The sequence below is a fragment of the Paenibacillus sp. FJAT-27812 genome (assembly GCF_001273905.1).
Taxonomy (GTDB): Bacteria; Bacillota; Bacilli; order Paenibacillales; family Paenibacillaceae; genus Pristimantibacillus.
In genome coordinates this window covers 1049759-1072401 of sequence record NZ_LIGH01000001.1, presented here as the reverse complement: position 1 = coordinate 1072401, position 22643 = coordinate 1049759, and the positions used below count along the sequence as shown (strand labels likewise).

The following is a 22643-nucleotide window of genomic DNA, read 5'->3' as shown; positions in this document are numbered from 1 at the left end:
CAACAACAGCTGTCCGCCCGCTAGAGAACAAATGATAAAGATCGGAGGTTTACTCTCAAATGGCTAAAATCCTAATCGCGGATGACGATGCGCACATTCGCGAGCTGATCACCTTATTTTTGCGAAACGAAGGATTTGAGATTATAGAGGCAAAAGACGGTGCGGAAGCGCTGGCGATTGTGGAAAATGCGCAGGTGGATTTGGTTATCCTCGACATTATGATGCCTAACTTGAACGGTTGGGAATTATGCAGGGAGATCAGGCGCATCGATTCGAATATCCCTCTCTTAATGGTCACGGTGAAGGGCGAATCGGCGCAAAAGGTGAAAGGCTTTCAGCTTGGAGCAGACGATTATTTAACGAAGCCTTTTGATCCGATGGAGCTTGTGATGAGGGTGAAGGCGCTGTTGAAACGTTATTTGATTGTCGCCTCGCAAACGATACAGCTTGGCGGCATTGAGCTGAATCGCCGTAACTTTCAAGTGATAAAGGGAGATGAAACGCTGAATCTTCCTTTAAAAGAGTTTGAGCTGCTGTTCAAGCTGGCTAACCATCCCGGGCAAATTTTTACCCGCGAGCAGCTGATCACTCATATATGGGGAAAAAATTACGAAGGCGATGACCGAACCGTCGATGTTCACATTAAGCGGCTAAGGGAAAGGTTCGCCGGCGATTCGCAGCATTTTACGATTGAAACAGCCCGTAGTCTGGGGTACCGGTTAGTCATTACATGATCAAAACCTTATATGTCCGCATCATTATCACGTTTCTGGCCGTCATTATTTTCAGCTTGCTGTCCTCCTTCTTTATGGGGTACTTTCTATTCGAGAAAGAAATAAACCATACCGGACAAAACGATATGATCGCCGTAGGCGAAGAGATTATAAGTCTCTATGAAAAAACTAAGCCGCCTAATCGCGACGCGTTCATGCAGCGCATGGTGAAGGTGTCTGCTTACCCGATTCACATTTACGATGCTTCGGGCAGCTTTACTTTCTATGATTTAGACGATTCGGGCAGCCTCAAAATTCCAGCGGATGCGGTTCGGCAGGTGCTGGAGGGACAATATTACCGCTCGCCGGGCGAGGGGGAGCAAACGTTCGTCGGTCTTCCCTTTCCAGCTGAGGGGGAGCCTCATGCCATGTTCATGCAGTTTTCCCCGCAGAACGAAAATGTCCTTAACCGGATGATGCTGCTCATTTTGCTGCTCGGCTTGGCGATAGGAAGCTCATGCATTCTTATCGCGGCGCGTTATTTGGTCAAGCCCCTCCAAGCATTGACGGGGGCGACCAAGCGGCTTGCAAAGGGCGATTTTGACGTGGAAATCAAAACGAAACGCGTGGATGAAATGGGAACCTTGACTCAAAGCTTTAATGAGATGGCGAGCGAGCTTAAACAGCTGGAGCAGATGAGGCAGGATTTTGTTTCGAATGTCTCGCATGAAATCCAAACCCCGTTAACGTCGATTACCGGCTTTGCCATGGCTATGAAAAACAGTACCTTGGTAGCGGAAAATGATCGGAATTATTATTTGGATATCATCATCACCGAGAGCGGGCGACTTTCCAGGCTTAGCGATAATTTGCTGAAGCTGGCTTCTCTGGATTCAGAGCATCATCCGTTTGAGGCTAAGACGTATAACCTTGTCGAGCAAATGAGGCAAATGGTCGTAACTTGCGAGCCGCAATGGTCGGCGAAGGGCATTCACATTGATTTGGAAGGGGCTGATGATGCCAAAATAACGGCGGATCGCGACCAGCTTAATCAGGTATGGATGAATTTGCTTGGCAACGGCATTAAGTTTACACCCGCGGGCGGCCAGATCGGAATAAGCATTGCCCAGTCGGCAAATGAGATCATTGTCGCGATAACCGATTCGGGAATCGGAATAGCGCCGGAGCAGCTCGATTACGTGTTTGAGCGGTTTTACAAAACGGACCCATCGCGGAACCGCAGCATCGGCGGCAATGGACTAGGGCTTGCCATTGCGAAAAAAATCGTCACGCTTCATCATGGAAGCATCGAAATGAAAAGCCGGCTGGGCGAGGGTACGACAGTGCTCGTTCATTTGCCCATTCGGAAGCGGTAGCAAGACGATGAGCGGAACCGCTGCTGTTTATGTTCTCATAAGCTATTTTCTTCATATGAAAATATGGTGGGCCATCTTCGTAACACGAAGCGATTTGTACAGGAGCTAGAAGGGTCCGAGCAGCTTCCCGAAAAAATTATACTGAACGACAAAAACCGCGAAGGCTTGATGCTGCGCGGTTATTGTCTTATTTTGCATAAGTTTTTCATTATTCTTTTATTTGTCCGCTGTAGACTTATTTATGAAAGCTATGAATCGGTCTATGAAAAGAAGCCCATGTCCATAGCGTTTGGAGTCAATTGAATCATCGGGCAAGGACGATAAATCGATTAGGACAAGGATTGCTTTATGAAAGGGGAATTTATGTTGGGAACAATTTTTGCGGGAAAATGGAAAGGCATCATGCTCAAATGGCTTTTGATCGCAAGTATGGTCGGGGGCATTATTCAGCACGGTCTCGGCGCAGGGTATGAAGCGGCAGCTGCGGAGTCCGTGGCACCCTCTCCGCATGATATCGCGGGCCATGGGGCGGAGAATCCAATGAACGAATGGATGGCTAAAGGGCCGCGCAGCTTGGAAATAGCAGAAAACGGAGGCTCTCCTTCGGGCACCTTGCCCAGCGGTGGCGGCGGCGGACCTGTTGTTGCGCCGATACCCAATCCGCCGGTTGAGACGGCTGTAACGGCTATGGCAAGTCTGTCTAGTGTGAATGGCTTCCGGTCTCCAACATGATTACGCTCGCCGATTTGGTTGTCGCGCTGCAGATGGCGAACGGCAACCATTTATGAATGGAGTAATTAACGTTTCGCGCATAGTCCAAAGAAGGCCGATCCGGTTACGGGTCGGTCTTCTGTATGCGACGGTCTATGACTCTTTGGCGTGCATTAGAGCAACAAATGGGGTATATCAAGGCTTCTACGCTTACGAGTATAATAGATAGAGAGGGAGTTCATTCCCCAGGCCTGCATGATCTGTTTTAAAATAATGCTGCCTAGCTGGCGCGTAAAGCGGCGCGGCAGTCATTTGATACAAGGGAGACTCAGCTGTGGACACAAGACAATGGATGTCGGTAACGCTTTTCCTCGCAACGGCAATAATGCTGTTTGTCTCATTCTTATCCTACCGGAAACGCCATCTGCCCGTTGCCAAAACGATGATCCTGATCATGCTGTCAGCGGCTTTTTATGCACTTGGCTACGCGTTCGAGGTGTTGAGCCGCAATCTGGACGAAATGAAGCTGTCGCTTCAAATCGAATATATAGGCATACCTTTTGTTTCTACGCTCTGGCTGCTTCTAGCGATCCAATTTACCGGGACGGCGGTTCGTTATCGTAGGCGGCTCGTGCTGCTGCTGTTTATTGTCCCCGTAATCGTCTTTTTCCTCCATTTAACCAACGACTGGCATCATTTGATTTATGAGCAATATATCCTGAATACGGACTCTGCGATTCCTTTGTACACGACAATCAAGGGGCCGTGGTATGAGGTGCACACCCTCTATAATTATTCCGTTCTATTATGCGGGATACTGCTGTTCATTCCTATGTATTGGCGTGCTTTGCCGATTGTACGCAAGCAAATCGTCGTTCTTCTGCTCGGCGCAGCTGCGCCTATGTTTCTTAATACGTTCTTTTGGACAGGGCTGAGCGTCGATTTGACGCCGTTCGGATTCGCCGTATCAGGTATCGCCTACGTGTGGGGGATTCTCCGGTTTAATTTGCTTCGCTTAACGCCGCTTGCGCTGGCGAAAGTGTTTGAAACGATCCGGGACGGGGTCGTCTTACTCGATTATGAGGATCAAATCGTCAGCTACAACCGTGCGGCCGAAGAGGTGCTTCCCGAACTTGGTTTAACGAAGCGCTACCCCGCTGATATGGAGAAGGTGCTGACGGCAAACCCAGAGCTGCTTGAGCGCATTCGCGCCGCAAGCGGCGGGGAAGAACGTTTCCCGTTCCATAGCGTGCATGCGAACCGGAACAAATATTATAACTGCAGCATTTCGCTCGTCTATGATTCGGGCAATATTTTGATAGGCAGAATTTTAATGTTCAACGATATTACGGAGCTGAAGGAGAGCGAAGCGCGGCTTCGCGAGAATGCCCGGCAATTGTCAGAGCTGAATGCGTTCAAGGACAAGCTGTTCACCGTCGTGGCGCATGACATTCGTGATCCGATTGCGCTCCTCGTCAGCTTGACCGAGCTGCTGGGCGATGAGTGGACGGCCGCTGACTTCGAGCATGCCGAATTGGTGCGGGAGCTCAAAGGACAAGTACAAAGCACGTTCAATCTCGTCGATAATTTGCTCGATTGGTATCGCAGCCAGAAAGGGAAGGTCGTGTTTCGTCCTTTAGGCTGGAACTTGCAGCAGGTCGTGCGTCAGGCTTTGCTGCTCTCCGGCGCGAAGGCTGGCATGAAGCAAATTCGTATGCTGGAGAATATCGATGAGAAGCTTACGGTTAGAGCGGATAAAGAGATGCTGGATCTCATTTTGCGAAACCTGCTTTCGAATGCGATCAAGTTTACGGGAATAGGCGGGGAGATTGAAGTGGGGGCTGCTCTCGAAGGCGATATGATCGTCGTATCCGTACGTGACAACGGAGCGGGAATCGACGATGAGACATCGGAATTGCTGCGCCTGGAGGAGCCGTTTTTGAAAGGATTGGTTAGCGGGGATGATTCGGGGGATACGAGGTTCGGAATAGCGCTGACACGCGAATTTGTTCGCATACATGGCGGAAGCCTTTGGTTCGAGAGCGAGCCGGGCATTGGAACGACCTTTTCATTTACCTTGTTCGGATCGGCTGGTATACGGGAAACGTTTGATAACGGTGGATGGGAGGAGGACGCAAATGAAAGTTATTTTGGTGGACGATGAGCCAACGATGCATTTAATTTTGCGTAAGATGCTGGTTAAGCTGCCCGGCATTCACGTGGCGGGCACTTTTACGAATACGCAGTCCGCAGCCTCCTTTCTCAAGGAGAACAGCGATATTGGATTGGCTTTGGTAGACCTTTCTATGCCGGGCGAGAGCGGGATGGAGTTCGCAGCCAAGCTCGAGGCTTCGGATTCGCGCATACAAGTCGTCTTTGTCACGTCGCACAAGGAGTTTGCTCTTGAAGCGTATGAGCTGTCCGTGCTGGATTATTTGGTTAAGCCCGTTTCGCAAGAGAGGCTGCAGCGGACCGTATACCGCGCGCTTGCGAATCAGCGTGCGATCGATTCATTGTCGATGCTGCCTCCGGCTACCACAGATTCAGGCAGCATCGTCCTAACGATGCTAGGCGACGTCGCCGTAAGCAATGGAGCGGGCCGCGTCAAGTGGATCTCGCGGAAATGCGCGGAATTGTTCGCTTATTTACTGTTATACCGCGGCAAACGAATCCCCCGTTCCAGGCTGGTCACGGATATTTTCGGAGGGATGCACCTAGCCAATGCAGAGAACTATTTGAACACGACCGTCTATCAATTGCGCAAATCGCTCGAGCCGCTTGGGATGCGAGAGGCCGTGCGCTCGGAGAACGATGGTTACGCCCTGGAGTTAAAAGCTCCCGTCATCGATTACGCGGCATTTGAAAAGCAAGCGGAGCAGCTGCAATCCATCGATAGCGATAATGTGGAGAGGGCGCTGCAAATCGAACGGCTGTATACGGGCGATCTGTTCGGGGACAAGGCTTATGTGTGGGCGATTCACGAGACGGAGCGTTACGCGGAATTGTACGCCTCGTTCGTAAAGAGGGTTGCCGAGGTGCTCATTTCGAAACGTGATACGTCCTCCGCCTCAAAGCTGCTGCTTAAGCTGAACGAGCGCAATCCGCTGGATGAATCGGTAATCCGCCAGCTCATGACGATACGCGAGATGACCGGAGACAAAAAAGGGCTAAACGCTCTGTACACCGATTATGTTCGGCTTCTCAACCGCGAGCTTGGCATTCGCCCATCCGCTGAGCTGATCCATTTATACGACTTGCTGATAAGCCGGCTTGCCGATAAAAAATAATATAGCTGGCTTGTTTAATTCATCTATTTTTTTCCTGCAAGCATGGGTATTACCTGATATACTATGCAGCATGCTAAAATAGGGGAAAGAGAAGGGAACAAGGAGAAACCTTGATCCCTGCGCTCTTTCCCCTCATTTTTTGTCATTTAGAAATAGCCTTAAGGAAACGATGGTGGATATGAAAATTGAATTTGAGAACGAAATAATCGAATGTAATGTGATATACGGAAACAGAGAGAAAATTTCCATTCAAATAGACTCGTTAGGATTTATTACCGTGAAGGCTCCCAATGGGACTAGCGAAGCGGTTATTGTCAAGGCTGTGGAGCATCATGGGAAAAAGATTGTGGACAAGCTGCATCTCATCGCGGAAGCCCGGAACAAGCCTAGGACAAAAGAATATCAAGAGCAAGGAAAGTTTCTTCACCTTGGCAAAGAGTATTTCCTTAATGAGCTAATTGACACCGCGGGTTTGGATGAAGAGGAGCTAAAGAAAAATCTTAAGAAGTTTTATTTTAATAGCTGTAAGAAAGTAATAGGAGAGAGAATTAAGAGCTATCAAGCGCAGCTGAAGGTCAAACCTAAATCCATAGAAATCGAAGATTCACGGACGAAATGGGGAAGCTGCAGCTCCAGCAAAAATTTAACCTTTAATTACCGGCTGGCAATGGCGCCAATTGATGTGATCGATTATGTAATCGTCCATGAGCTATGCCATTTGCTCCATATGAATCATGATCGGTCTTTTTGGCGGCGCGTCGGCAGCATTATGCCTGATTATAAAGAGAAGGAAGAGTATTTGGCGCGGCACGGGCAAGCAATGACACTCTAGACACGAGACACGAATATATATGCGAAATAACAGGAAAGAAACTTCTGCGTTCGATTAACAGAGGTTTCTTTTGCTATTTTAGGCTATGGAGCGGAGTAAAATCAGTTATAAAATATACATTAGTTAATATATTAATTGATTAGCAAATATGTTATTATGTCCGTGTGGAAAGAAAATGATCAGCTTTACATTAGGTTATGTGTGCTTTCTAATACAAAGATGACAGGTGATCTTCTATGGAACATGACAACAGAAACAGGATTAACGATAACAAGATAGCGCATTTCAGATTTGATAATCCCGTGCATGTTGGACTGGACAGCTCCGGGAGAGGCAATGACGCGGTTGCATCAGGCTCAGCGCAACCTTGGGTTCAAACGGTAGGAGGCAGAGCGGCGGTTACGCTTGCTGGCGGACAAAGCGGCACATCCTATTTGCAGCTGCCTGCCGGTCTTTTGAAGGAAGTCAGCGACCATACAGGGATCACGGTTGCTGCTTGGGTTTACGCAGGTAAAGGAGCCAGCGTATGGGAAAGAATTTTTGATTTTGGCAAAAGCCAGACAGGGCCTTATCTCTTCCTGACGCGTCAATTGCGCGGTACTTGCTTTGCAGGAGAGGACTTAGTCGCTGATCCTGGAAAGTCCTTTGCAGCGGGAGAATGGATGCATATTTCCATGTCTGTTACAGGAACAAAGGGCGGCACATTAAGCAGTGCAGGCCCTGTTATATATGTTAACGGCGAAATGGTTGCCGACGGGTCGATCAGCCAGACTTCAAGCGGTACGTATGCCAAGCTGCGCGCAAAATAATGCGGATGTGGTCAGATTGGCGGCAACAGCGCCATTATTCAACAAGGTGCTAACAGATGGCACGTATAGATGGACGCCGGATTGCATCTGGTTCGATGACGAGACGGTGTGGTATACGCCAAACTATTACGTCCAGCAGCTGTATGCCAAATACCTCGGCAACAAGGTTGTAGGCACTTCATTCACGACTTATCGGAACGGCGAGAGGACAGCGCTTATTCCTCATGGCGGAATTGAATTGGCAGCAGGAAATGCAGCGATTGTGGTCAAGCACGCAAAAGTGACCTCAAACGCGGACGGCAGCGTGCTGCTGGAGCAGGATTTTACGAAGCCATTGGACGCTGCATGGAAAGTCATTCCGGGCTCGGATGGCTATACGGTTGATCCGGTCAAAGGCTTAGTGCTTCACGCACAAAGCAGCGGCCTGAACGGGTTGTATTTGCTGAATGAAGCATGGACGAACTACAAATTAGAGGTCGTTGCGGAAAAGATAGGCGGCGAAGACGGCTTCTACGTTGGCGCTGGCTTGACGGATATCTCGCCGGATCAAAAAGATGTCATCGAATATGCGATCGGCTATAAGGGCAGCGCAACCGGCGTCAAAGTGTACAAGCGAGGAATCGAAGGGTATACGCTGGGCGATTATTCCTCCAGCACGGCAGCCGGCAACCTAAGAGCGAGCTGTTATGAAGCGTTAACCAATCAAACGGAATATACGATTACGGTTGACTACGGCGGCGCGAATGGGAAACAGCTAATCTGCTCATATACGGATGGCATAACGACTAGCAAGGTTTTGGAATATAAGCTCGAAGCTTATAATAGAGAGATTTACAACTCGGTTACGAAGGATGACAAGCATATATACGTGAAGCTTGTGAATGCCGACAGCGTGGAGAAAGCTATTAAGCTTGATTTTGCAGGGATAAAAGTGACGTCCGCTGGCAAATGGGTATCATTAACCGGCGACTCCCCGCTTGTGCATCTTCCGAATGTAAATAAGAAGAATGATGAGAAGATTGCACCATGCGAAAAGGTAATAAATGTGGATAACGGCACGGCAACGATAACCTTGGCTGCCCATTCCGTAAACGTGCTTATTTTGGCACTCATTTAACAGGATGCAAGTCAAATAGGATGGAGCAGGAATAATAACCTGTTTCATCCTATTTTTGTCTATAATCCATTTCTATTCCTCGAAAGTCATTTAAACAGATATTTACATAATATCGAGTGGGGGAAAATCGTATAATGTTGTTTTATGTCCGATTTTATTTTAGTGTTCTTGTTTTTGTGTGATTTTTACACAATTTTATTACTGATGTTAATATTCCCATTACAAAACGGACTCATGATAAAGACTGTCGCTACCCTTATAAGTTTATGCGCTTAAACAACAACTTGAGAGGAAGGGTGAGGAAAGACAGGACAACCAGACAACAAAAATCATTTTTCCGATGGAAATGATCATTTGCCAAAAGAGCACAATAAGAAAAATAGAGGTGGAGATAAGCCGTATGGTGTTATTAGAAAAAAGACTAACGAAGATTTTGTTATCCCTTGCCATTATGCTGCAAGTCGCATTGTTGCCCATTTCGGGTATGGTAGATCGTCAAGTAGCTGAAGCTGCTGCGAACACTACATTCAAAATTGCGGTTCTCCCTGACACGCAAATGTATGCTCGTCACAGCCCGGAAATGTTCAATTCCCAAACGAACTGGATAAAAAAATTCCAGCATAGCGAAAATATCGTGTTCACTGCTCAACTTGGTGACATTGTCGATCAAAGCACGGAAGAACAAGAATGGAAAAATGCCGACCATGCCTTTAAGATTTTGGACGATGCGAATATTCCATATGGATACGCGCCGGGAAATCATGATGTTGCTTACTGGGACGATGAGGATGCTCGTGATGACAATGACATGTATAATACGTTTTTTAATCAATACTTTAAGCCTTCCAAACGCATGGCTAACAAACCTGGATTTGAAGGCGCGTCACCGAAAGGCTACAGCTCCTACTACACATTTGACGGCGGAGGGAAAACCTTTCTTGTTCTTTTCCTAGACTGGAAGACAGGCTCAGACTCATTGAATTGGGCACAAACCGTGTTGAATGATCACCCTACCCTTCCAACCATCATTGCTACCCACCAGATTCTAGATATTGAAGCCGATGGGAAAACAGCGAAAATGACGGGGAATGGCCAATATATTTGGGACAATCTCGTTAAAAACAACAATCAAGTTTTTATGACGCTTAACGGCCACCACCATGGAACAGCACATATGGTCCAAAAGAATGCCCAAGGCAATGACGTATTTATGTCCGTTATTGATTATCAAGGCTCTTATCTAGGCGGAAACGGCATCATGCGTACGATGGAATTTAATTTGGATGCCGGTACGATTTCAACGGAAACATTCTCGCCTTGGGTCATGAATATGCCTTTGGATGAGCGGGACCCTAGCTATGATTTAGAAGAAATTACGGATGGCAATAACAAATTCACGATTAACATGGACTTCAAAACACGGTTCAAAGGGGTTTGGGATACGCAAAACAGCGCGCCAACCGTGTCTGATTCAACGTATAACACTTCGACAGGGAAGACAATGAGCGCAAGGCTGAGTGCTTCTGATAAAAATGGGGACAAGCTGACTTACTCTATCGTTGATTCGCCTGCGAAGGGCACTCTCAAATTAACCGACAAATCGAAAGGAACGTTCTTGTATACATCCGCTCCAGGCAAGACAGGAGATGATCTGTTCACGTTTAAGGTGAATGACGGCTTCGTCGACTCTGCTATCGGGACAGTGAAAATTAAAATTCGCGAAGCTTCGGATAACAACGGCGAGGTTGCGCATTGGAAATTCGAGAAGCCGGCTGACGGTTCTTTTAACGTAAAGGATGTATCCGGTAACGGCAATGATTTGTACATGGTTGATCTCAGCACTAAGGATCTTCCTGATATGGGGATGAAATGGACGGATGATAGGGCACCGTTCTCCAAAAGCATGGGCAGCTTGCAAATTTCATCCTATGGTAAATTTCCAGAAGAACTGGCTTATTTGCGGACACCGGACGATGCGCCGTTAAATGCCATGACATTCCAAAATGGCTATACCGTCGAAGCTTACATCCGCTTGGCTGATAACTTTGATAAGGACAAAAACGGTTGGATGGGTATCCTTGGACGTTATGGCACAGGTGCTGACGGCGGGAAAACCGATGGGAACAAAGAAGAGCCTATCGCTACGTTGTCGATCTCCAATCTTAGACAGCTGCAGTGGGCTGTTTATCCAAGCAATTCCAATGATCTTAAGACCAACTGGTCCGGTGAAATGTTCTATGACTGGATTCACGTGGCACTTGTAAACGATACGAAAACGACGAAAATGTACTTTAACGGCTCCCAAGTCATGATGAATGATGACGGTCCAGATTCTGTAGGTTTATCCACGGCTACAAAAAACGGCAAGTTCGTGCCATGGATCGTTGGTGCTTATCATTATGACAATGTATTTGAAAGAGCGTTTAACGGGTCGATTAATGAAATTCGGATTACGGACCATCCGCTTGACCACTCCGAGTTTTTGCTGAACGACAATACGATGCCAGTCAGCAATGATGCACAGGTGACGACGGACCAGAACAAAGCAGTTAACGGCAAGCTTTCGGCTGCTGATGCAGACATGAACCCGCTATCGTATGAAATCGTATCTCAGCCCAAGTACGGCTCAGTCTCGGTGGACAAAAACACAGGCGAATACGTTTACACACCGAATAATGACTATAGCGGCGCCGATCAATTCACATACCGTGTATATGACGGCAAGGTGTACTCTAACGACGCCCACGTCAGTGTGACGGTCGTGAAAAATAATGCGCCTAAAGCATTTGACGGCAATTTTATCGTTGCTCTAGGAAATGAATTGACCGGAATACTGAAAGCGGAAGATAAAGACGAGGACAAGCTTACTTATGAACTAGTCAAGCAGCCGGGCAAAGGAACGTTTGAATGGACGGATGCGTCCAAAGGCGCCTTCAAATATGTGCCAGCAAGTGGACAATCAGATTTTGATTACTTTACTTACCGCGTAACGGACGGCAAAAACGAATCGCTTGAAGCGGCAGTAATCGTAGAAATTGCAAATGCATCCGGTACAGGAGATTGGAAGGCGTCCAATTTGGAGTATACGATTCGCCAAGGCGGAACGTTTAACGGTACCTTCTCCAATGCGGTCGATCAAAGCAATCGTGAAAAAGTACTGGGCGTTACGCTAGTAAGCCTTCCGGAAAAAGGACAGGTAACCGTAACCGAAGCGACTTATGGGTCGTTCGTTTACAAAGCTGATCCAAGCAAGACAGGCACAGATGTGCTCACATTCAAAATTAGCGATGGCAAAAGACTGACGAATACAGCTTATGTTCTCTTCCATATCGAGCCAAACAACAAGCCAATAGCCGCGAACCTTCAGCTTCAAACGCTGAGGGAGAGCAAGGTGGAGGGGCGGATGGATGCGAGTGACAGCGATAAGGATGCACTCAGCTACATGGTCGTCGACCAGCCGAAGTTTGGCAAGTTGACCGTAACCGATGCCGTATACGGGAAATTTAATTACGTGCCTAACGCTGGTTTTACCGGATCGGACAAGTTTACTTATAAGGTAAACGACGGAATGTCTGACTCCAATACAGCTGAGGTTAATATTATTGTTTCTTCACCTTGGAGCAATAATGGCGGCGTTGGAGGACCGATCGTGATCCCGCAGACGCCAAAACCGGGCGATAACAAGCCGGAAAAGCCAACCGTGCCGCCAGTAAAACCAGAGAAACCTGCGGATAACACCGAAAAGCCTGCAGCTCCTGTGAAGTTTGACGACCTATCCAGTCATTGGGCTAAAGGCGCAATCGACAAGCTAAGCGCACAAAATATCATTAGCGGATACCCGGATCAGACATTCAAGCCGGAAAAAGAGATGACACGTGCGGAGTTCGTTGTTTTGCTAGTGAAAGCTCTGCATTTGAAGGGTACGGACGGTCCTGAATTTAGCGATCTTAACGGCCACTGGGCTGAAGAAGCAGTCAAAACAGCTGCTACGCTAGGCATTATCCAAGGGGTAAGCGATTCAACGTTTGCGCCAAAACAAAAGATTACACGAGAGCAAATGGCGGTTATTCTCGTTCGCGCTCTAAAGCTGAAGGTCGACAACGGGGAGAAAACTAAATTCGTGGATCAAAAGGATATTTCCGATTGGGCAGTCGGCTCCTTACATGCACTAGTAAGCCAAGGCATTATCAAAGGTTATGAGGATGGTTCCTTCCGTCCGGATAAAGCGATGAACCGCGGCGAAGCAGCATCGGTGATCGTTAAATTGATGGAAATACAAGCAAACTCATAACTAGAAAAAAGAAGCTGTTCCGAGCCGCATCATGTGGCTTGGGACAGCTTTTTTTGATAGTCAGGCTTTCAGGTAATCCAGAAATATTTTTTTTAGAACAGCAAGCTGATGATCGTTTTCTAGATCCGATTCGAACAGGAGAATGTTTTTTTGCATGGATAATTTTTTTGAAAAAAGGCCAAATGTATTGATGAGCGTAGTTAATGTTTCCTTGACCGGAAGATCGGACCGAATGGATCCATCCTCCATGCCATTTTGAATAATCCTCGCATACTCGCGTGATATCAATCGATTCATGGCGTTGAATTGTTGAATATCCTCTAAAGGGACGGGTGAGTGAGAGGCATAGCTCTCGAAATCAACCATAAATTTTATGCTTGAATGGTCAAGGTCCTCGATAAATAAATCAAATAATTTTTCAAGCTGCTCGAGGCATGAAAGAGGCAATTCTGCTACATCATGAAACCGTTGAAGCATCGGCTCAAGCAGCTTGGTAGCGACCGCGACGATAAGCTTTTCTTTTTTTGGAAAATAGCGAAATAAAGTTGCGATGCCGATGTTCGCGTCAGTGGCAATATCCTGCATCGTCGTTTTTTCGATGCCCTTATGATTGAATACGCGCTCTGCCGCTTCTAGAATCGTGATGAGGCGCTGCTGCTTGCCGTCAAGCCGTTCTTTCTCGTATCTTTCTTTTGGATCCATGAGAGGTTAATCCTTTCAGATTAGCGATTTCGATTACATGTAGTATATCCACTGCTTATCCTTTAAGCAAGGAAGGATTGAGCTTTTTTTATGAGTGTGGTATGATTATTATCATAGTGATAGTAATACTATCATTAAGGTGATTAAACAACAAAGGGGACATGCACACATGACTCGTCTTACTGGGAAAGTCGCAATTATTACTGGAGCAGGCAGTGGTATGGGGCGCGAAGAAGCACTTTTGTTTGCAAAAGAAGGGGCAACGGTTGTCGCAACCGATATTAACGAAGCCGCTGTGCAGGCCGTTGTGCAGGAAATTGAAGCAGGTGGCGGACAAGCTGCAGCCTATGCGCATAATGTAAGCTCGGAGGAAGCGTGGGTTAGCGTTGTTGATCAAACGATCAAGACGTATGGCAAAGTGGATATCTTAGTAAACAACGCAGGCATTTCTCATGCTGTCGGGCTGCTCGATACGACGGTTGAACAATGGAATAAAGTTATGAGCATTAATTTGACCAGCACTTTCCTTGGCATGAAACATGTCATTCCACATATGCAAGCTAATAACGGCGGCTCGATCGTCAATATATCATCGATTGCGGGTCTGACAGGCGGCAGCGGAGCGGGGGCTTATACGGCTTCCAAAGGGGCTGTCCGTATGCTGACGAAAGCGGCGGCTGTCGATTTTGGCAAGGACCATATCCGTGTCAATTCGGTACATCCGGGCTTTATTGAAACGCCAATGAGCGCGGAATTCGTAAATAACAAACAAATGCTGCAATGGTTCTTGTCTCAGACGGCATTGCCTAGAGTTGGACGTGCATCCGAGGTGGCTGAAGCTGTCTTGTTCCTAGCGTCTGACGAATCTGCTTATATTACAGGCGTTGAGCTGCCTGTAGATGGCGGCGTTACCGCAAAATAATAATCGATTGCTTAAGGGCTATCCCGCTTCGGGATAGCCCTTTTGTTGTGAGTGGAGAAAAGGATATAATAAAAGGAGCTTATAGCCATTTGGAGGACAATCATCATGCCAACCTTTTCCCGTACAGATTCCATTGGAATCATTCAACCGAATATTACCGTGTTTCAAGCTAGGCCAGAGGATACGGATGCTGTATTGCAGCTGCTCGTCCGTACGGCTGAGTGGTTAAAGAGCAAAGGCTCTACGCAGTGGAGCGGCTTGCTGCAAGGCGAGGATTCTCATCAGACGCCGGAGGCAATCAAGCGCGGGGAAGTTTACATTTTCATGCAAGAAAATATTTTGGCAGGCATGGTCATGCTTATGCAGCGCGAGAGCGCTTGGGATAGGGAGCTATGGGGAGATGAGGGCCATTCCTCCTCCATCTATCTGCACCGTCTAAATATTAACCGTGAAGCCGCAGGCAAAAATCTAGGCGAGGCCATCGTTCACTGGGCCGACTCCGGTATTCAATTCGCAGGCAAAGACCGGATTCGGCTTGATTGCATTGCGAATAACCCGAGGCTGAACGCCTTTTATGTGAGCTGTGGTTATGAATGTAAAGGCTCTGCCTCTAATCCGATGGGAGAGTTTAATAAGTATGAGAAGCTTATTAGCTCCAAATAATTTGCAAATGAAAAGGACGGAGCAGCTGCAACAGTCTGCTCCGTCCTTTTGTCGCCTTGCTAAGTCAATTTCAAAGCATCAAGCAATCTCATGACCGTTACAGCTGCTTGCGCTTTGGTCACTTTGGACAAAGGCGCAAACGTATCCTGGGACACGCCTAACATAATTTGCTGCTCTACGATAAGCGCAACCGATGGTTTGGCATAGGAGGAAACCGCTGCTTGGTCCTTGAAATGTTCAAGCACCGAATTGTCTGCTACATTCGTCTTGCCCGCATACTTCAGCGCATTCGCGAGTATGACGGACAAATCCTGACGGGTGATGGAGCCGTTAGGGTTGAAGGCATCCTTGGTTGTGCCTTTGATCAGCCCTAGTTTCTTGGCAGCTACAATATCACCGGCAAACTCGGAATTGCTGTCTACGTCCTTGAACGGGTTATCAGCTGCATTAGGCAAGATGCCCAAACCCTTGACAATCATGGAGATGAACTCGCCTCGGGTAATAGCGCTGTTTGCGCCGAAACGATCTGCCATCTCTCCAGAGACGATCAGCTTGGCCGCTGCGCGCTCCACATCTTTGCGTGCCCATTCCATCGTTACATCATTAAATTTGAAGCTTGTTTCAACGATGGTGTAAATGCTGTTTCCGTTTCTTATTAATTCCGCGGCTACGGTTCCATCCGAATTCGGAGTGAATTTGGTAGGGACGGAGCGGAACTGGTCGGTGCCTGGCAGATAAACAACGCCGGTTGCCCGGTTCACGTCGATATCCTTCGCGCTTAAAGTAAAGATGCGGCTGAACATATGTTGACCGAAATCAGTCACTTCAACGTATGTGCTGCCCGTTGTGAGCTTCTCGATTTTAAAATCAAGCGGCTTAGCAAGCACCTTCAGCCCGCTAGCTTTTGATAGCTGCTCGATCTTGCCTGCGCTGCTTGCATCCGGCGCTGTGATCGAGATTTTAATGTCGGCGGAGAGATGGATAGCATGAACCGGAATCAAGTAGGAAACGCCATGCAAGACGATGGATATGGACGGCATTTCTCCTTTTTTGGCAATCGCTTCGATAACGGCTTTAGTGATAAGGATATCCGCTTGCTTCGCCTCTTTGCCTACCGTTACTTTAAACGTTGCAGAATCGGCAGCATTGATGGTCTTAATAGCCGCATCTGCCTGCACATTGACGGTCCATTTATCTCCGTCTTTCGTGATGCTTGCATCAAGCTCATCCTTCGCTTTAGCTGGCGGCGGAGTCAAGCCTCCTCCTGGTGAAGTGGTTACTGGTGTTTTCGCGACAATAACGTGGCTAGCTGCGGAAACTCTCAGCACTTGAGCATCCTTTTTCTCGACAGCAAGCACATGGATTTTGTAGTCGGCATAGGAAGCAAACGCGCTTTCAGTAAATTTGGTTTCGGTAACGGTACCTGCATATACATTATTGACGTACACTTCGTAGCCCGATGCTCCGGTTACTGCGTCCCATTTCACCTGCAGCTCATTGTCGGTTTTAGCAATAATCGCAAGGTTGGAAGGAGCAGGCAACGCGGAAGCATTCACGGAGCCGTCAATTGGCAAATCATGAACGAGCTGCGTGGACAAGGTTTTGTTGCGGTCACCGCTAATATCCCAGCTCATTACTCCGGCCAAATCCAATGATTTGACGAGGGAAGCGTTGTAGATCATCGATGTTTGGTCATTGTACGTAATAAAGTAGCCATTTTTCTTGTTGTACAAAAAGGCAACTTTGGATGCTTCGTTCCAATTGCGGACATAACCATCTTTGTTTATATAGTTGTTTTCTATATCGGAGTAATCAAAGATACCTGCTTCCCACGACCCCGCCGGAATGGCGGTACAGGTCTGATATTCGCCGTTCTCAGGGCAGCCGCTCCAGCCTTTGCCGTAGAACGGAATGCCGAGCACCAGCTTATAGGCAGGAACCCCGCCATTCAAATGGCCTGTTGCTCCGCCTCTTACATTGTTGCGCAGCGCAGAATCTCGCGGATGGTTCTTATCTGCGTACAACGGAGCATTATGATGAGCGAGCAGCTCCCAGCTTCCGCTGTAATCATAGGTCATAATATTGATAAAATCCAAGTAGCTGACGGAATTAGCAAAATCCGCATTCACAGTAAAATTGTCGCCTTGGCCGGAAGCGATCGTCAGCAAGTAATATTTGCCGTCTTCCGAGCCGGCTGCATCCAACGCATCACGAACGGTTTGCATCATGAGCGTGAAGTTTTGCTTATCCTCTGGAAGATGACTATTGTGCGTCTCTCCGCCCTCTACGGGGTACTCCCAGTCGATGTCGAGGCCATCCAGACCATACGCACGAAGGAACTTCACAGCGGAGTTAGCGAATGTACGACGGGTTTCCTCGGTTGCTGCCATGTTCGAGAAATTTTTGGACCATGACCATCCGCCTACAGAAACCATCATGTTTAAATGCGGATTATCTTCTTTGATCGAAGCAAACGCTTCAAAGTTTTTTATATCGTTGTCATGATCGCCTAGGACGATTTCGCCGTCATATACATAATTTTTTTGTAGTGGAATTTTTTCGTTCTGACATGCTGTCGAGCCTGTTCCGTACTTTTTCCAGCACAGATCCGCGAAGGCATAATTGATATGCGTCACTTGCGATACATCGACCTGATCCGGCTTGAAATTCCGGGCTGTCTCAGAGACAGACCAAGACGTATAGTACGTTACGATGTTATAGTTGCTTCCCGGCACGGCGCTAATCGAAGCGCTCTTCGGTGATTCCCATAGATTGTTTTTGGCTGCGACCGCAAAAGTGTAGGATTGGCCTTCTTGTAGGGCAGCCGCAACATAACGGTTCGACTGGCTTGAGCCGATTAGCTTGCCGTCTTGATAAATATCGTAGCTTGTAGCGCCAGGCGTAGGAGCCCAGCCTAGTGAAACTGTCGTCCGGTTAGCCGTGACGACTTGAACATCCCTTGGAGCTGCGAGTTGTCCCCATATAAGCTCCACCTTATTGCTTTTCTCTGATGCCGTCATTAATTTATTAACCGTTTTTTGTGCGCCAACCTCAAAATAAACCGAGCCAGTTACGGTGTCAGGAACGGTATATGTAACCATATTGGAACCGTCCCATACGCCGGATGTCCATTTTCCATTGACGTAGAAATCATAGCCATCCGCGCCAGGACTTCCCGTCCATTTCAAGGTTAAGCTGGAATCTGTTACGGCTGTCACCTTCAAATGTTGTGGAGGAGCGAGTGGCAGCTCTTTGTATTCGCTTTTATCTTCCGTAGTGGTAAAGGTGACCAAGTTGCTCTTAAGCTCAGGCGTTAGATTTGGCGCTTGGATGCCGTCAGGGCCAATATAGAAGGAATACGTAGTATTTGGCGTTAGACCGCCGACGGTTTGGGCTCCGCTGTTCGCCCAAAGAATATATTTATTGTTCTGGTCCCAAATCCAATAATCATTAATGCCCGGTGCGGCATCCCAGGTTAATGAAACGGTATTATGCGTAACCTCAACGACTTTTAAATTCGTAGCACCCGCGGCGGGAGGTTTGACAGGTTCGCCCGCTGGCGTCGTAAACTCGATGATATTGCTCTTGTGTGCAAGGGTATAGGGCCTCTCGAACCAAGTAATATAAAGCTTATACGTCGTCTCGGGCTTCAAATCAGTAAGTGTACGGCTTCCGTTATTTCCCCAAGTGTAGTAGTCATCCGTTCCCGCATACCAAACGTCAATGTCGGAAATAGCGTCATTACGATCCCATTCAATCTTAGCGCTAGTAGCGGTTATAGAGTCGGCTACAACTCTTAAATTTTGCGGAGCAGAAGGGTCTGCTTGAGCCGGGGGGGCGTTTTCAGCGGCGTAGGATACAGAAGAATTAAGAAACGAGCTAAACAAGAGGACAAAGCTGAGCAACAGCATATATATCTTCAAATCTTTTTTTCTGGCAAAAAAATCCACCATATCACCTCTAATTGGAATAGTCGAACCGTGCAGCATTTTAATTCATGCGCATGTCTGGGTGTCGATGTCCGATCGTGCTGGTTGGATAGTTCCGGATGGCATTAGGAATGGGGAATCTCGATGACTGGGAGAAGAGCCGTAAAAGCATTTTAAAGCGATGATTGTGTTGTGAGTGAACGTACTAAACCCGCACCTCCCCTTTAGCAATTGTAAAGATTTTGTGTACCTACTATTATCATGGGACGAATAGAGAGAGATGGGAAGGGGGATATTCTATTTACAATGGGGTAAAATTGTATAATTATGCAATTTGGCGGAGTAATTGCGATATTTGGATGATAAGTGCATGAAACGCAAAATGTTTATATCATTCCGCTTTGATTGACGGCAGGAAACGAATAGGTTATTGTTAAAGTCGCTTAAGGACACTAAAGGAGCTACAACATGCCTACAATTATTGCAAAACCGTTCGATCAGGACGTGCAGACGCTATTGAGCGAGCTAGAATCGGGTTATCATGCAGGGGAATTGAGCAGGAAGGATCGCTCGGAGCTGCCCGAACAGATCTATATGATTGAAGCGGATCAGGAGATGGCCGGATACGGCGTCATTTGGGAATACGAGAATGGAAAGCAGTTAATTCAGAAGGCGGAAGCCGATTATTTTAGCGATGATGAGAAGTATCTGCAGAAGGACTTCTATATTGATATCAAGAACAAAAAGGATTTTATATTTATTGAAGCGCTGGATGTTCTGAAACCGTTTGAAGGCAAGGGTTATGCTGCTTTTTTCATTAACTGGCTCAAAGAGAAATATCCGAACAAAAAAATGTATGTGTATTCCATAGATAAATCGCAGAACTTCTGGTTTAAGCAAGGGTTCGAGGTTTTGAGCAGCACGGCGTGGATGACTTATAACTAAGGGTATTCACGTGCTCGGAATAGTGAAGGAAAAGGATTGAACGATATAAATGACCGAGGAGATGCTGCGTATGCATCTCTTTTTTTTGTTTACAGCGATGCCCCCACTAAACCTATTTTTCCGGCTTGGAAGTGAATGCAGATGAACAAATTCGTGCCAGATCCGCCTTGGAAAAGGCTGCTCTGACCTTTTTGTGTTTCGGGCTATGTGGCTCATGGTTATAGTATTAAGACTAGTGTTTAGGAGGCAGATGGATGAGGAGACAAACCATTTCTAAGATTTGGCGGAGAATCGGGCTGGCATTGGTCATGCTGTGCTGTGCGGTCTTTATCGTATCTGCATCAAACCCCAATACGCCTGAGGGATTTTTAATTATTGCTCACCGTGGAGCTTCCGGTTATGCACCTGAGAATACGATGGCTGCCTTTGAGGAGGCAGAGAAACTTGGCTCCGACTTTATTGAATACGACGTACAGTTCAGCAAAGACAGAGAGCTTGTCGTCATTCATGACGATACGGTTGATCGCACGACGGAGCATACGGGTTCCGTGGACCAGTACACGTTGAATGAGCTGAAAGGAATGGATGCAGGAATCAGCTCAAGCGCGGAGGAAGAAGATAAGACGATTTCGTCTTTCCAAGAAGTGATGGATCGGTTCGCGGGGAAAATGGGCATGCTCATCGAGATTAAGGATTCAAAGCTATTTCCGGGAATTGAAGAGAAAGTGGCTGAGATTGTACGCCAGTATGAGCAGCGGCATAATTATACCGCGTTTAAGGGCAACGGGCAGTTACAAGGGATGGCAAAGATTAAGAACAGCTCAGGCATCATCATTCAATCCTATGATTTTGACTCGACGCGCCGCATGCACGACTTGCTGCCTGACATACCTGTCGCTGCTCTCGTTCATGAGGATCAGCATCCTTTAACGGATGAGACGCTTGATGAGTTGACATCTTATGCAGCGTACATTAACTATACCTATGATTTGCTAGATGAGGAGCTTGTACAGAAAATCCATGACCGAAATCGCAAGGTGATCGCATGGACGATTCAAAATGACAGCGATATGGAACGGATGAAAAAGCTTGGAGTGGATGGCGTAATTACCGATTATCCGGGATAAGTATGGATACCTATGATTGGAAGTCAGGGCGACTAAGCCTTGGCTTCTTTTATTTGTGCGGAGATGTTGAGGTTTGCAGGATTATGGCATTATTTGTCGAATTAATTTTTCTAATAAAACAAGTATCTTCCATTCTTTGGCACCGGCGGATTTAGAGAGTGCTGACGTGGCAGCCTTATCTTATTACATACCTCATGAAGGGACTGATTTTTATCAAAGGTTCGTTAAAATTATGCAAGAAAGTATTGGTTGTGACATTAAGTTGTATGCTCGTGCTTTCTGGAGGCTTCACGTTTAATCGTTCTAGTGAAGCCGTATTTGCGGCAGCAGGTCCAGAGACTATAACGTTTTCCTCGAATGAAGCTAGTTTATGGAACGGTGGGATTGCTCATGACGGCGAGGGCTCTTCGTTTAATATCCCAGGTCTGAATTTGGAATTTTATAATATTAGCGATACGATCGGCACATTGATAACAAAGCCATTAGTTCATGGTCACACAGAGAGTAACGACCATTTTGACGCACTTACAACCTATGATCCGAGCTTTACCTACGACGGATGGAAAGGGATGGGGATAAAGTCGGCAGATGGAAGCGAGTTTCAGATCAACGGCTTCTTTTATTCCAATTTTGGCGAAGTGTCACCCATTACGATTACAGTAGAAGGCTACCGCAATGGAACAAAGGTGGCGGACACTACATTTGTAGCAAGTGATGTAGTATCGGACTACATATCAAAAAACGTCACGCTAGATTCGACTTTTGATAATGTCGATCAGGTATTGTTATATTCCAGCAATGAAAGCTGGCATGGAATTAACAATATTATCATTGACAGCGCGGTGATTCCGGCTGCTGCGGTAACGAACGCAGCCAGCGCAGTGACCAAGAGCAGCGCTGTTCTAAGCGGAACCGTGAACGACAACGGCTCGAATACGTCGGTCTCTTTTGACTATGGCCTCACAACAAGCTACGGCAGCAATTTAGCTGCAACGGTTGGCGGAACGATATCGGCTGGAGCGGGTAATACGGCCAGCTCGCTTACGCTATCGGGCTTGACCCCCAATACGACCTATCATTACCGCGTGAAGGCGGAAAACGGCGGCGGGATTGCGTACGGCAGTGACCAGTCGTTTACGACAAACGATCTCACGGATGCCGAGAAAGTAGCTGCCGCGAAGGCGGCGTTAGCAGTTGGATATGCGGGAAGCGACTCGGC

At 47.2% G+C, this 22643-nt stretch carries 15 protein-coding genes and 1 pseudogene; 14 read left to right on the top strand and 2 right to left on the bottom strand.

The window, feature by feature from the left end:
• Positions 1–59 precede the first annotated feature (59 nt).
• The 9 genes and pseudogenes from ADU23_RS04555 (at position 60) to ADU23_RS04510 (ending at position 13136) form a co-directional block, all read left to right on the top strand.
• The gene (locus ADU23_RS04555) at positions 60–734 is read left to right on the top strand and encodes a response regulator transcription factor (protein ID WP_053372661.1); all 675 of its coding nucleotides are present in this window, start codon (positions 60–62) and stop codon (positions 732–734) included.
• A complete protein-coding gene (locus ADU23_RS04550) occupies positions 731–2089 on the top strand; it encodes a HAMP domain-containing sensor histidine kinase (protein WP_053372660.1) in 1359 nt (452 codons plus the stop codon). Before ADU23_RS04555 ends, ADU23_RS04550 begins: the two co-directional genes overlap by 4 nt.
• 366 nt (positions 2090–2455) lie before the next feature.
• Positions 2456–2821 (top strand): hypothetical protein, encoded by a 366-nt coding sequence (locus ADU23_RS04540; RefSeq protein WP_157265609.1) that lies wholly within the window; start codon positions 2456–2458, stop codon positions 2819–2821.
• A 313-nt stretch (positions 2822–3134) separates the two neighbouring features.
• A complete protein-coding gene (locus tag ADU23_RS04535; protein WP_053372657.1) occupies positions 3135–4964 on the top strand; it encodes a sensor histidine kinase in 1830 nt (609 codons plus the stop codon).
• Entirely contained in the window at positions 4939–6087 is a 1149-nt protein-coding gene (locus ADU23_RS04530) for a response regulator (RefSeq protein WP_053372656.1), read from the top strand. Before ADU23_RS04535 ends, ADU23_RS04530 begins: the two co-directional genes overlap by 26 nt.
• Positions 6088–6265: 178 nt before the next feature.
• Positions 6266–6919, top strand: coding sequence for a M48 family metallopeptidase (locus ADU23_RS04525; RefSeq protein ID WP_053377462.1), 654 nt, complete (start codon positions 6266–6268; stop codon positions 6917–6919).
• A gap of 236 nt (positions 6920–7155) precedes the next feature.
• Positions 7156–7728 (top strand): LamG-like jellyroll fold domain-containing protein, encoded by a 573-nt coding sequence (locus tag ADU23_RS04520; protein ID WP_053372655.1) that lies wholly within the window; start codon positions 7156–7158, stop codon positions 7726–7728.
• Positions 7721–8845: pseudogene (locus ADU23_RS04515) on the top strand (alpha-L-arabinofuranosidase C-terminal domain-containing protein); the annotation flags it as partial. The gene ADU23_RS04520 and the pseudogene ADU23_RS04515, both read left to right, overlap by 8 nt.
• A gap of 400 nt (positions 8846–9245) precedes the next feature.
• A complete protein-coding gene (locus ADU23_RS04510) occupies positions 9246–13136 on the top strand; it encodes an Ig-like domain-containing protein (RefSeq protein ID WP_053372653.1) in 3891 nt (1296 codons plus the stop codon).
• 60 nt (positions 13137–13196) lie between these two features.
• Here the strand turns inward: ADU23_RS04510 and ADU23_RS04505 are convergent, their stop codons facing one another.
• Positions 13197–13838, bottom strand: a complete 642-nt coding sequence (locus ADU23_RS04505; RefSeq protein ID WP_053372652.1) for a TetR/AcrR family transcriptional regulator — start codon at positions 13836–13838, stop codon at positions 13197–13199.
• Between the two features lie 169 nt (positions 13839–14007).
• Here ADU23_RS04505 and ADU23_RS04500 point away from each other — a divergent pair, with 169 nt between their 5' ends.
• Positions 14008–14760 (top strand): SDR family NAD(P)-dependent oxidoreductase, encoded by a 753-nt coding sequence (locus ADU23_RS04500; protein WP_053372651.1) that lies wholly within the window; start codon positions 14008–14010, stop codon positions 14758–14760.
• Between the two features lie 105 nt (positions 14761–14865).
• Positions 14866–15423, top strand: coding sequence for a GNAT family N-acetyltransferase (locus ADU23_RS04495; protein ID WP_063845941.1), 558 nt, complete (start codon positions 14866–14868; stop codon positions 15421–15423).
• A gap of 59 nt (positions 15424–15482) precedes the next feature.
• On the opposite strand, the gene ADU23_RS04490 is transcribed toward ADU23_RS04495, so the two are convergent.
• On the bottom strand, positions 15483–19376 hold the full coding sequence (locus tag ADU23_RS04490; RefSeq protein ID WP_053372650.1) for a glycosyl hydrolase family 18 protein: 3894 nt from the start codon (positions 19374–19376) through the stop codon (positions 15483–15485).
• Between the two features lie 444 nt (positions 19377–19820).
• Between ADU23_RS04490 and ADU23_RS04485 the strand changes: the two genes are divergently transcribed.
• From ADU23_RS04485 to ADU23_RS33115, 3 genes are all read left to right on the top strand, one after another.
• The gene (locus tag ADU23_RS04485) at positions 19821–20297 is read left to right on the top strand and encodes a GNAT family N-acetyltransferase (RefSeq protein ID WP_053372649.1); all 477 of its coding nucleotides are present in this window, start codon (positions 19821–19823) and stop codon (positions 20295–20297) included.
• A gap of 254 nt (positions 20298–20551) precedes the next feature.
• The gene (locus ADU23_RS04480) at positions 20552–21424 is read left to right on the top strand and encodes a glycerophosphodiester phosphodiesterase (RefSeq protein ID WP_053372648.1); all 873 of its coding nucleotides are present in this window, start codon (positions 20552–20554) and stop codon (positions 21422–21424) included.
• A gap of 251 nt (positions 21425–21675) precedes the next feature.
• Positions 21676–22643 (top strand): fibronectin type III domain-containing protein (locus ADU23_RS33115; RefSeq protein ID WP_197286035.1); only part of this gene is annotated, 968 nt, incomplete at its 3' end.